Below are 12,179 nucleotides of genomic sequence, written 5' to 3'. Positions count from 1 at the left end.
ATATATAATGAGAGTAGCTAAAATAGTCGTTGCATCGTGTTTATTATTATCAGGTTTTAAGGCCGTTGCTCAAAAGCCGGCTGATGTTAAGATGAATAACTATATCAGGAACCTGATGGCTAAAATGACCCTGGATGAAAAGATCGGTCAGCTAAACTTGCCCTCAATAGGTTTTGATGTTACGGGGCCCATACTAAGCAAAGGGGTTGAGGAAAAGATACAAAAAGGCCAGGTAGGCGGGGTTTTTAACACGTACACCCCTAACGCTGTGCGCAAGCTGCAGGAACTGGCCCTTACCAAAACACGCCTTAAAATTCCACTGCTGTTCGGTTATGATGTTATACACGGGCATCGCACAATATTCCCCATTCCGCTCGGACTTTCGGCAACCTGGGATATGCCGCTGATACAAAAAACCGCGCGTGCGGCTGCTGTGGAGGCCACTGCCGATGGGTTGAACTGGGTGTTTTCGCCCATGGTAGATATTGCCCGCGACCCGCGCTGGGGCCGCGTGTCTGAAGGCGCCGGTGAGGATACCTGGCTGGGCATGCAAATTGCCAGGGCAATGGTAACCGGTTACCAGGGTAGCGATTTGCGCCGGCAAGACGCTGTACTGGCCTGTGTAAAGCATTTCGCTTTATACGGCGCCTCAGAAGCCGGCCGGGATTACAATGTGGTAGACATGAGCGAGCGCCGGATGATGGAAACGTATTTGCCCCCCTACAAAGCCGCTATAGATGCTGGTGCTGCCACTGTAATGAGTTCGTTTAACGAGATAAACGGTGTGCCCGCAGCAGCTAACCGTTGGCTGCTAACTGATTTACTACGTAAGCAATGGGGCTTCAATGGCATGGTGGCTACTGATTACACGGCCGTGATGGAACTTGTTAATCATGGCGTGGGCGACTCGGCGGAAGTTGCCCGTAAATCTTTATATGCCGGTAATGACATGGATATGGTGAGCGAGTTGTTTCTTACTACATTAAAGCAATCGGTAACCGAGAAAAAGCTTGATGTGGCCGTAATTGACCTGGCCTGCCGCCGCGTGCTGGAAGCCAAGTACCGGCTTGGCCTTTTTGACGATCCTTACCGAAATATCAGTACCGCACGCGCCGAAAAGGAATTAATGAATACTGAGAAACTTGCATTAGCTAAAGAGGCGGCATTGAAGAGCATAGTGCTGTTAAAAAACGACAGTAGCGCCTTGCCCTTAAAGGCTGGCCGTAAAATAGCATTTGTTGGTCCTATGGTGAAAGATCAGCGTAACCTGATAGGAAATTGGAGCGGTGCAGGCGATTGGAAAAAAGCAGTAAGCTTATGGAGTGCCTTGCAGGCGCAATATCCCGAAAACAAATTTACCTATGCTAAAGGCTGTAATTTGCTTGATGACGAGGCCCTGATAAGTAAACTAAACCCACATGGAGCCGAAATTGCGCTCGACGCAAAATCGCCCTCTGATTTGATCAAAGAGGCCGTTGACCATGCCAAAGATGCCGATGTAGTTGTAGCTTTTTTAGGCGAACCTTTTGGCATGAGCGGCGAAGCCGCCAGTCGTAGTGATATTGGTTTGCCGCTTAACCAGCAAAATTTATTAAAGGCCTTAAGGTCTACAGGTAAACCGGTAATATTAGTGCTGATGAACGGCCGGCCATTAATACTGCAATGGGAACATGATAATATGGCTGCCATAGTTGAAACATGGTATGCCGGTACACGTGCCGGTGATGCCATAGCTGACGTGCTTTTTGGCAAATACAATCCATCGGGCAAGTTAACCATGACCTTCCCCCGAAACGTTGGACAAATACCTATCTATTACAGTGCTAAAAACACAGGCCGCCCTATGAGTAACGAGAAATATACATCAAAGTATCTTGATGTATTAAACACACCGTTATATCCATTTGGGCATGGGCTAAGCTATAGCAAATTTACCTACGGCGATATAGTACTAAACAAAATAGCCATTAAGGCCAATGATAAACTGCAGGCTACCATTAATGTGCGCAACAACGGCGAATGGGCTGGTGAAGAAACCGTACAACTTTATATCCGTGATATGACCGGTTCGGTAACACGTCCGCTAAAGGAACTAAAGGGCTTTCAAAAAGTAATGCTAAAGCCGGGCGAGAGCCGCGACGTGACTTTCACACTCAGTGCCGCTGACTTGAAGTTTTACGACATTAATATGAAATATACCACTGAGCCCGGAGACTATAAATTATTTATAGGAGGCAGTTCGGCGGATGTAAAAGAGACAGAGTTTAAATTAATGTGATTTAACTGTGTATTGGTTTAATTAAGGAAAATGCCCTGCTACGCGGGGCATTTTTATGTAATTCGGGGGGTGTTAATTGCGGTTACCCAACTGTCTTTTTTACATACCTCACATTTATGCTTGCCTTTATCAAGCACAAAGGTGCAGCCGCAAAATGCACAGGCATACCTGCCTTTTTTAGTAATATCTGCTGTTTTTTCAGCAAATAAATGAGGCAAAATAGGCAGGCCATACTGCACTTTATCGTCAGGGTAATAAAAGACGCTGATATTGCCTGAAGTTTCAATTATTGCCAATTCAACTTGCCCCAAATGCGAAATAGAATACTGCCTAAGTTCTGAAAAAAACTCATCGTAGGCCAATGGTTCCTTTTTAAAATTACGTACCGAAAAACAACCGTTGCGTATCAATTCCGTGCAAGTGCCTTCAACCATTTTTTCAAACACATCGCTTTTGGCAACCAGGTAAGTGGTTAAACGGTACGCGCCGATTACAACCAGGAATACTGCAACCGCTGCAAGTAAACCCACTTCATTGTAAAACATAGGGTCGCCGGCGGCCGAGCCTAAACTGATAATAACAACTAACTCAAACACTGATAACTGCTTTACGCCGCGTTTGCCCAGCAAGCGCAGGCTTACTAGTATAAGTATATACATTACCAGTGTACGCAGTAAAATTTCCGGCAAAAATTTAAGCTCTTCGTGGCCTAACAGTATGTCTTTCCAAAAACCGTTCATTATAACTTTTAAGGTAAAGTATTTTACTGTTAAAATGTTTTAAACCATGTTATAACATAAGCGGTGATCTGACGATCCTGTACCTAAGATTTTTAAAGTTATATTTGTTGTTGTGAAGCTCTATATTAAAAATATGGTTTGTTCCCGCTGTAAAATGGTGGTGAAAAGTGAGATCGAAAAAGCGGGTATGCTACCGATACATGTCGAATTGGGAGAGGTTGAAGTTAAGGGTGACCCGTCGATGCAAAGTATAGAAAAGCTAAACAGCAATTTACTGTCGCTCGGTTTTGAGATTATTGACGATCGGAAAAGCCGGCTAATAGAAAAAATAAAAAACGCTGTTATTACGCTCATCCATCACACCGAAGGCAATATCAACGTTAATCTCTCGGACTATATAGCGCAACAGGTAAATTATGATTATACCTATTTGAGTAACTTGTTTTCAGAAGTAGAAGGTACTACCATCGAGAAGTACCTTATCACGCAAAAGATAGAAAAAGTAAAAGAGCTGCTTCGTTACGATGAACTTTCCCTGTCACAAATAGCTGATAAATTGGGTTACAGTAGCGTCGCATACCTGTCAAGCCAGTTTAAAAAGCAAACAGGGTTAACACCCTCTTTCTTTAAATCGCAAAAGCACACTAAAAGGTTAAATATCGAAGACCTGTAAATCTTACAACTCTTTACAAAAATTGTGTAATAAGCGTTAGCAGGCAGACCTTAATTTTGTATTATAAAATCTGCTTGAAAATGACACATACATATAATATCACCGGTATGACCTGTTCCGGCTGCCAGTACAAGGTACAAGGCCTGTTATCAAAAATACCCGGCGTTACCCAGGTTGACGTAAATTTAGACAACGGCACAGCTGATGTTACCATGAATGAACACATTGCAACATCAGTTTTAAAGGAAGCGCTAAAAGATTACCCTAAATACCAGCTAAGCGAGCATTTAACACATGCCCCGCTATATTCAGCCACGTTTGAAGATTCAGAAGATGGCCGGTCGTGGTTTGCCACATATAAGCCAATCCTGCTTGTATTTACTTACATAACAATTATTTCGCTGATAGGTGCAGCGTATAATGGCACGTTTGATGGCATGAAGGCGATGAGTGTATTTATGGCCGGGTTCTTTATTACCTTTTCATTCTTTAAAATGCTTGATCTGACGGCTTTCGCCGACAGTTACGCCATGTATGACATCGTTGCAAAAAAATTCAAGGGATGGGGTTATTTATATGCCTTTGTAGAACTTTTCCTGGGCCTGGCTTATGCTACCGATTTTCAGCCGCTGGCAACCAACATAATTACGTTTGTTGTAATGACGGTAAGCATTATAGGGGTTTTGCAAAGTGTGCTGAATAAACGGAAGATCCAATGTGCTTGCCTGGGCGCTGTTTTTAACCTCCCCATGAGTACCGTTACTATTATTGAAGATGCGTTGATGATAGTAATGAGTGCCGCCGGTATTATCTGGATGATGTAACAGGCAAACATTTATCACGTGGTTCGCACTAACTGTGCGCTCGGTTAAATATTTAAGTCCGTTACAACACAATTTACTATTTCTATGAAAACAATATTTTGTGCCTTAATAGTTTCTGTGGCAGTAAATACGCAGTTGCTCGCACAGCATGTGCATCATCAGCCTGAAACGCAGGCGCCGGTTAAAGACAGTACGGCGACACCCATTCATGATAACCATACTCGTACAACGGATGGAGGCAAGCATCAGGAGGATGGCAGGAAGGATTCGTTAGAAAAACACCATCAGCACAAGCATTCTGGTGCAACCCATGCTTACTCCTTATCGTTGCCCATGACCCGCAATGGCTCCGGAACGTCGTGGCTCCCGGATAATTCGCCAATGTATATGCTTATGGCGCCCGCCAAAAATGGTACATGGATGTTTCACGGCAGTGTATTTATGCGGTATAATAACCAGCAAATTAATGGAAAAACAACACGCAGCGGCGCGCAATTCGATGCCCCTAACTGGTTTATGGCTATGTATAATAAACGGATAGGTGGCAACGGCTTGCTTAACGTAAGCGCTATGCTAAGCGCCGACCCCTTAACGGTTACGCAGAGGGGTTACCCTTTGCTATTTCAATCAGGTGAAAGTTACAAGGGACAAACCTTGGTTGATCGGCAGCACCCGCATGACTTGTTCTCGGGCTTATCCATTGCATATACACAGCGTTTAAATAGTAAGATTGATGTTTTTGGTTATTTTGGTTATCCCGGGGAACCGGCATTGGGGGCGCCCGCGTTTATGCACCGTATTATTGCGATGAATGACCCGGACGCACCGCTCGGGCATCATTGGCAGGATGCTACCCACATCACTTATGGTGTAGCCACCATGGGCGTGCGTTTGGATAAATTTAAAGTGGAAGGCTCGGTTTTCACAGGTCGCGAACCTGATGAAAACCGGTATGATTTTGATAAGATGCGTTTTGATAGCTATTCATGGCGAACCTCTTTTAATCCTGATGCATCATGGGTTTTCCAGGTTTCGCAGGCTTATATCAATAGCCCCGAATTGTTGCACCCGCACAACAATGTATGGCGGTACAGCGCCTCTGCTATATATGCATCAAAGGTTACTAACAGTGGCAGGTACTTTACCGGATCGTTGGTTTGGGGTATGAATGACGGGCAGCACGGGCCGGTCGAACATTCATTATTGGCCGAAGGCACAAGGCAGTTTACCAGGCAGGCAGTTTACGGCAGGTATGAATTTGTTCAAAAGTCGGCACATGAACTGGCACTTGAGGAACAATTTGGCGACGCTTTGTTTAACGTGCACAAGCTTACCTTAGGTACAAACCGAAAACTTTTTAAAATGGGCCCGGTTGAATTGATTGGCGGCGTACAAGCCTCAGTTAATTTTTCGCCAACCCGTTTGCATAGTTTGTACGGCCGGGCTCCTGTTAGCGGCCAGGTATATATTCAACTTCGTCCCGCATTGATGAAGCACAATTAGGTACCATAAACGCATTAATTAATGTTGTTTGTACAGGGCTTTAAACTAAAGAAGCCGGTAAAAACCGGCTTCTTTAACATTTTAGTGGGTTAATTAATATCTGTAATATTCAGGCTTAAACGGTCCTTCCACAGTCACCCCGATGTATTCTGCCTGCTCCTGATCTAATACCTCAAGTTCCACGCCTATTTTTTCCAAATGCAGGCGGGCTACTTTTTCGTCAAGATGTTTAGGTAAGGTATAAACTTTATTTTCGTATTTATCTGCGTTTGTCCAAAGCTCTATCTGAGCCAGTGTTTGGTTGGTAAACGAGTTGCTCATTACAAAACTAGGATGCCCTGTAGCACAGCCTAAATTTACCAAACGGCCTTCGGCAAGTACAATAACATCTTTACCATCTATAGTATATTTATCAACCTGCGGTTTAATTTCAACTTTGGTACTGCCATAAGCTCCGTTTAACCACGCCATATCAATTTCGTTGTCAAAATGGCCTATGTTACAAACAATAGCTTTGTCCTTTAAGGCGCGAAAGTGGCTTTCGCGCACAATGTTTAAATTGCCTGTTGCAGTTACCACTATGTCAGCCTCGGCTATAGCAGTTGACAGTTTTTTTACTTCAAAGCCTTCCATAGCCGCTTGTAAAGCGCATATCGGATCTATCTCAGTTACAATAACGCGTACCCCCGCATTACGCAATGAATCTGCAGAACCTTTGCCCACGTCGCCATAACCACAAACAACGGCTACTTTTCCGGCCATCATTACATCCGTAGCACGGCGTATAGCGTCAACCAGCGATTCGCGGCAGCCGTATTTATTATCAAACTTTGATTTGGTAACAGAATCATTCACGTTAATGGCAGGCATTGGCAATGTGCCGGCTTTCATACGTTCGTATAAGCGGTGCACGCCGGTAGTGGTTTCTTCAGAAAGGCCTTTTATACCGGCTATCAGTTCGGGGTATTTGTCTAAAACCATATTGGTAAGATCGCCGCCGTCATCCAGTATCATGTTTAATGGCTTACGGTCTTCGCCAAAAAACAAAGTTTGCTCAATACACCAGTCAAACTCTTCGGCATTCATACCCTTCCAGGCATAAACCGAATGGCCAGCGGCAGCGATAGCGGCGGCAGCATGATCTTGTGTCGAGAATATATTGCATGATGACCACGTAACTTCGGCGCCCAATTCAATTAATGTTTCAATTAAAACAGCGGTTTGAATGGTCATGTGCAGGCAACCCGCTATGCGTGCGCCTTTTAATATTTTTGATGGGCCATATTCCTTGCGAAGAGCCATTAATCCGGGCATTTCAGCCTCTGCAAGTTCTATCTCCTTACGGCCCCACTCGGCCAGCGAAAAGTCTTTTACTTTATATTTTACGTAGGCGGTTTCTACTGATGACATATTTGCATTATTTTAAGTTGGTAAAATTACGTAATACTTTTACCAATATCAAAAGGTTGGGCAGCCTGGTTAGCCTGCATGCTATGGATTAACGCTACATCAATTATAAATGCCGTGCAGGTTGTATCATTCATATAACCACTGAGCCCCACATCAGTAAAGATATGGGGCTCAGCGGTTAAGCTTTTTCAGGTAATATTAAGGTATATACGTATAACCCGATAACGTCGTTACGTCTGAAGCCACACCAATTATTGATGTGGTAGGCGTAATGGTTACATTCATCGATGTGCCCGGATGGGTACTAAAAATGCCATAATTATGACTTGAAACTCCTACAGGGAAGCTAAGAGTATACCCGGAAAACGGCCCGCTGGTTATGTTTATTGAATAATTTTGCGGACTGTTGACAAGCCAATAGGTATTGTTACTGTAATTTACAGCAAACAAATAGGCAGTTATGTTATAACCCGATCCTGAGGCGATAGCTGAGTAAAAAAAGCGATGGGTTATTGATTGTGATGTAGCCGCCTTTTTGTAATCTTTTGAGGGTGGGTTTGTGCTTGCAAAAACGTTTGAGCAAGTAACCGCAAGGAATAGGATCCCTAACAGGAGGTTTAATGACTTTTTCATAATGGTTGATTAAATGGAATAATTTGGTTTATTATTCCGAATGTAAACAGTTAAATCACTATTGCCGCCTTGTAACTATAAAGTTACTTTTAACTAATATGAAACCTGATCCGCTCCTGGAAGATTTTAATATAGATGTTTTTTAATCATCGTTAATGGGAATTACTGATAATCAAAAACAAAACCGTTCAAATCTTATTAATCACAATAAGCTATATGGAAACATCAAAAATAATAGAACAGGCTTTTATCATCGCGTTGATTGTATTGTTTATACATGCCTGCACCTGGAAGGGGATGATTTTTGACGGAATTAAAAAAATAGTTGAACCTAAGGGTCATTTATACAAGCCCCTGTATGGCTGCCCTATCTGTATGACGCCGTATTATGGTGCTGTAATTTACCTGTTATTTTTTAACGTATCCTTTGTAAATGGTTTACTTACGGTGGCCGCAGCCAGCGGCTTTAGCGTAATATCAGTGTTGCTGATTGATATTAAAGATGCTCTTTGCAAATCGCATGATGAGAAGCACAGTTAACTTTTAATATTACAAACGGTAAACTTTATTTTACAGATGATTTGATATTTTTGTATCAATAAATTTAGGATAAAATGATGTACCCCGAATATTTAGTGGCCCCTATGCGTGCCGAACTCACTAACGACGGTTTTGAAGAGCTGAAAACTTCTGAAGACGTAAAATCTGCTATTGAAAGTGAAGGAACTGTGTTTGTTGTGGTAAACTCTGTTTGCGGTTGCGCGGCTGCTAATGCACGCCCGGCTGCACGCGCTGCAGCGAAAAATGAAAAACGCCCCGATAAATTAGTAACGGTGTTTGCCGGTATGGAAAAGGATGCTGTTGATACAGCCCGTAACTACATGCTGCCTTATCCTCCATCATCGCCCTCAATGGCACTGTTTAAAGATGGTAAGCTGGTGCATATAATTGAGCGCAGGCAAATTGAAGGCCGCCCGGCACAAATGATTGCTGACAATTTGATTGGCGCATTTGACCAGTATTGTTAGGTTAGGTATCAGTGATTGGAGACCAGGGATTAGTTGCTAACCCTATAAAAGTAAAAAGTCCGGTTTTGCCGGACTTTTCTTTTTGGTTCCGCCCCTGCAGTGGGAGTCAAAAGATCTTAATTCTTGGCTCTCGACTCTCCGGGTTTATCTTAAGGGGCTAGCGTTTTAATCTTTATACTTTTAAAGCTTACCGCGTTGCCGTGGTCCTGCAACAGGATGTGGCCCTCGGCAGCTTCCCCAAAGTTCTCCCATATTTTGTATTTACTGATAGCCACCAATTCTCTGAATTCTTTTGAGCCGCGTACATACTCCAGCACTTTTACGCCGTTTAAATAATGTTCCACATGGTTGTTAGGGTACACTATTATCCGGCCAGTGTTCCATTGATTTGGCGGATGAACAAAACGCGGCAATTTAGTGGCTTTTATCAGGTCATACAATGAGGCAAGGGTACGGTTGCCCTCACGGCCCATTTTAGCGTCCGGATGCCGTTCGTCGTCAAGTACCTGGTACTCCAACCCAATAGCCGACCCCTGCGTTTTTTCATTTAACGTTACAAAATATTTTACACCGCTGTTAGCACCTTCAGTGAGCTTAAAATCAAACGAAAGGTCAAAGGCTTTGTACTGTTTAACCGTAATAATATCGCCTCCATTAGTGGACTCCCCGCCGTTTGAGGGGGATACACTGATTATTCCGTTGCTGATTGTCCAGCCCTTTTCAGGAAACTTGTCACCTCCTCTTGCGCTTTTCCAGCCTGCGCCGGTTTTGCCATCAAATAAAAGTTGCCAGCCATTCTTTTGCTCGTATGCACTCAAGCTGTTGGCATTAAAATTCATTACATAAACACCTTTATCAAACGGCTCAGGCTTAAGGTTGGTTGTTTTTATTTGAATATTTTTAAACCATACCTTTTTATTAGCTTGCGATTCGGCTAATATGCCATGCACTTGCAGGCCAATAAACCCTTTGGCATCAACGGTGTCCACTACGTAAGCGGCCGCAACACCGTTTATCCATGTCTTCATTTCATTGCCAATGCATTCAATTTTAATATGATTAAACTCACCAACCTTAAATAGCGCCCGCGCTTTTGGATTTAAGTCGAGAGGGTATATCCAGTCGCGGCGGCTTTCGTCGTAGATGCCGCCCGTCCAGCCACGCGGCGTAGGGTCTATTTCATATTGACGACCGTATACCTTTCCTTTCCCTCCGTATCCTGCCGGGTCGAAGTGACTGCGGGTTTGTACGCCTGAGTTGCTCACCTCACTCTCTAGCTTGGCATCCAGTTCCAGCACAAAGTCGCCGTATTCCTTTTCAGTTACTAAAAAAGTATTGCCTGAACCCATTATAGTAGTGCCCTGTATGGCGCCGTCTACAACTTTATAATCAGCCGTACCTGCAAGGCGTTTCCAGCCATTAAGTGTTTTTCCGTCAAACAGGCTCACATAGCCCTTTTTGAGTTGTGCTGAGGCAGGCCCTGTTAATAATGCAGCCATGGTGATGGTAAGAAGTGTTTTTTTTATGTATATCATCAGTAATGTATTCGAAAAATTTAAATGAATAAACAAGCTAAGCGCCGATGCGAAATACGAAGCAATCCCTTTCGGTTCGTATGTCGCAACTACCTAACGAGTCGGGTGGAACAGGTTACACCTTCAAATCCCATCCTTTTTCATATTCCCGGCTCCACAGTTTAACAGCTTCTGCATCATTCAATATATGGCCGTTTTTGCTGTCTAGGTTCAGTACCCTGTTAACGCGTATCGCTATATTGCCCAATTGACCTATGGTGGTTGATATATGTCCTTCTGTTATAGGAGCATTAGGCTTTTCGGTGCCGCGTATGGCATTCACAAAATTCTGCAGATGCACAACATCAAGCATTTCGGTAGGGCTAAGTTTGTTGGTAGGATCAACTACTGTAGAATCTGCAACCTCTTTTACCACCTTGTTATTGCCGTCAAATACTTTATAGGCGTTGCCGCCGCCATAGTATATGCTGCCGTTCTCACCATAAAAAATAACCCCCCGGCCATCACCCTGGTAGTACTGGTTACAGCTGCGGCCTTCCCATGATAATGCGGTGTTATTATCAAAGCTAGCCAGTATTGTTTGTGTATCAGGGGTTTCCCAATCGTCCTTAAAAGCAAAACGACCGCCCGATGAGGTTACCTGGTTAGGGAAATCAACGCCAAGTCCCCAGCGCATTACATCAATTTCGTGGGTGCCATTGTTTAGGGCTTCACCGGTTCCCCAGTTCCAAAACCAATGCCAGTTATAATGTATCAGGTTATCCTGGAAGGGCCGGCGCGGCGAATAACCTTGCCAAAGGTCATAGTCAAGGTTAGCCGGTACCGCTGCTGCCTTACCTTTACCTATGCTAGGGCGGCGGTTAGTGTACCATCCGCGTGCAAAGTAGGCACGGCCAATAATACCATCATGTAATTCTTTAATCATGCGCTGCACATTATCAAATGAGCGGCGTTGGTTGCCCATTTGTACTATGCGCTTATATTTGGCCGCTGCCGCAACGGCCATTTCTCCTTCATTGGGGTTATGGCTGCAGGGTTTTTCAACATATACATGCTTGCCCGCCTGGCAACCCAGTATGGTTGCAGGGGCATGCCAGTGATCGGGGGTGGCTACTACAATGGCATCGAGGTCTTTCCTTTCAAGCAGCTTGCGTATATCTTTTATTCCTTGCGGTTTTTTGCCGGTGAGCTTTTCCATTTCGGCCGTTACGCGGGCCAATACAGTACTGTCGACATCGCAAATATAACCTACCTCAACATCTTTAAGTCCGGCCAACTTTTGTGCTAAAAAGCCGCCGCGGCCATTAACGCCCACTAAGCCAATAATTACTTTATTGCCCGGCGAGCCTTTATATATGCCCGAAGCTGAAAGTGAGGAACTGACAAGAAAGCTAGTTCCCGCAACGGATACATTTTTTATAAATCTTCTTCTTTCCATTTGGGTTAAAATATTGGTTGTAGTATGAGCAGATAAATATATGTTATTACAAATTACGTTATGTAACAAATTGGCTATTTTGACCGAACCACATCACCCCATTGGGGTGAATATCCT

Annotated in this window: 11 protein-coding genes; 6 read left to right on the top strand and 5 right to left on the bottom strand. The window is 43.9% G+C overall.

The window, feature by feature from the left end:
• Positions 1–7 precede the first annotated feature (7 nt).
• Positions 8–2,278: a beta-glucosidase BglX gene (gene bglX / locus DJ568_RS05900; protein ID WP_114004341.1), complete on the top strand. Its 2,271-nt coding sequence runs from the start codon at positions 8–10 to the stop codon at positions 2,276–2,278.
• A gap of 53 nt (positions 2,279–2,331) precedes the next feature.
• Here the strand turns inward: bglX and DJ568_RS05895 are convergent, their stop codons facing one another.
• Positions 2,332–3,018 (bottom strand): DUF421 domain-containing protein, encoded by a 687-nt coding sequence (locus DJ568_RS05895; protein ID WP_114004340.1) that lies wholly within the window; start codon positions 3,016–3,018, stop codon positions 2,332–2,334.
• 154 nt (positions 3,019–3,172) lie between these two features.
• On the opposite strand from DJ568_RS05895, the gene DJ568_RS05890 reads away from it, so the two are divergent.
• The 3 genes from DJ568_RS05890 (at position 3,173) to DJ568_RS05880 (ending at position 6,018) form a co-directional block, all read left to right on the top strand.
• Positions 3,173–3,691: a helix-turn-helix domain-containing protein gene (locus tag DJ568_RS05890; RefSeq protein WP_199560887.1), complete on the top strand. Its 519-nt coding sequence runs from the start codon at positions 3,173–3,175 to the stop codon at positions 3,689–3,691.
• 80 nt (positions 3,692–3,771) lie between these two features.
• The gene (locus DJ568_RS05885; RefSeq protein WP_114004338.1) at positions 3,772–4,515 is read left to right on the top strand and encodes a heavy-metal-associated domain-containing protein; all 744 of its coding nucleotides are present in this window, start codon (positions 3,772–3,774) and stop codon (positions 4,513–4,515) included.
• 84 nt (positions 4,516–4,599) lie between these two features.
• Positions 4,600–6,018 carry a hypothetical protein gene (locus tag DJ568_RS05880; RefSeq protein WP_199560884.1) on the top strand — a complete coding sequence of 473 codons (1,419 nt, stop codon included), beginning with the start codon at positions 4,600–4,602 and terminating at the stop codon, positions 6,016–6,018.
• Between the two features lie 93 nt (positions 6,019–6,111).
• Here the strand turns inward: DJ568_RS05880 and ahcY are convergent, their stop codons facing one another.
• Together ahcY and DJ568_RS05870 are read right to left on the bottom strand one after the other, a co-directional pair.
• A complete protein-coding gene (ahcY, locus tag DJ568_RS05875; RefSeq protein WP_114004336.1) occupies positions 6,112–7,428 on the bottom strand; it encodes an adenosylhomocysteinase in 1,317 nt (438 codons plus the stop codon).
• Positions 7,429–7,626: 198 nt separating this feature from the next.
• Positions 7,627–8,061 (bottom strand): hypothetical protein, encoded by a 435-nt coding sequence (locus DJ568_RS05870; protein WP_114004335.1) that lies wholly within the window; start codon positions 8,059–8,061, stop codon positions 7,627–7,629.
• Positions 8,062–8,277: 216 nt separating this feature from the next.
• Between DJ568_RS05870 and DJ568_RS05865 the strand changes: the two genes are divergently transcribed.
• Entirely contained in the window at positions 8,278–8,601 is a 324-nt protein-coding gene (locus DJ568_RS05865; RefSeq protein ID WP_114004334.1) for a hypothetical protein, read from the top strand.
• A 77-nt stretch (positions 8,602–8,678) separates the two neighbouring features.
• Entirely contained in the window at positions 8,679–9,089 is a 411-nt protein-coding gene (locus DJ568_RS05860; protein WP_114004333.1) for a BrxA/BrxB family bacilliredoxin, read from the top strand.
• 149 nt (positions 9,090–9,238) lie between these two features.
• Here the strand turns inward: DJ568_RS05860 and DJ568_RS05855 are convergent, their stop codons facing one another.
• Positions 9,239–10,588: a 3-keto-disaccharide hydrolase gene (locus tag DJ568_RS05855; protein WP_233496639.1), complete on the bottom strand. Its 1,350-nt coding sequence runs from the start codon at positions 10,586–10,588 to the stop codon at positions 9,239–9,241.
• 151 nt (positions 10,589–10,739) lie between these two features.
• Positions 10,740–12,062 (bottom strand): Gfo/Idh/MocA family protein, encoded by a 1,323-nt coding sequence (locus tag DJ568_RS05850; protein ID WP_114004331.1) that lies wholly within the window; start codon positions 12,060–12,062, stop codon positions 10,740–10,742.
• Positions 12,063–12,179 lie beyond the last annotated feature (117 nt).

Origin of the sequence: Mucilaginibacter hurinus (assembly GCF_003324525.1) — a bacterium.
Lineage (GTDB): Bacteria > Bacteroidota > Bacteroidia > Sphingobacteriales > Sphingobacteriaceae > Mucilaginibacter > Mucilaginibacter hurinus.
The sequence above is the reverse complement of the archived record's forward strand: the minus strand, read 5'-3'. Positions and strand labels throughout refer to the sequence as shown.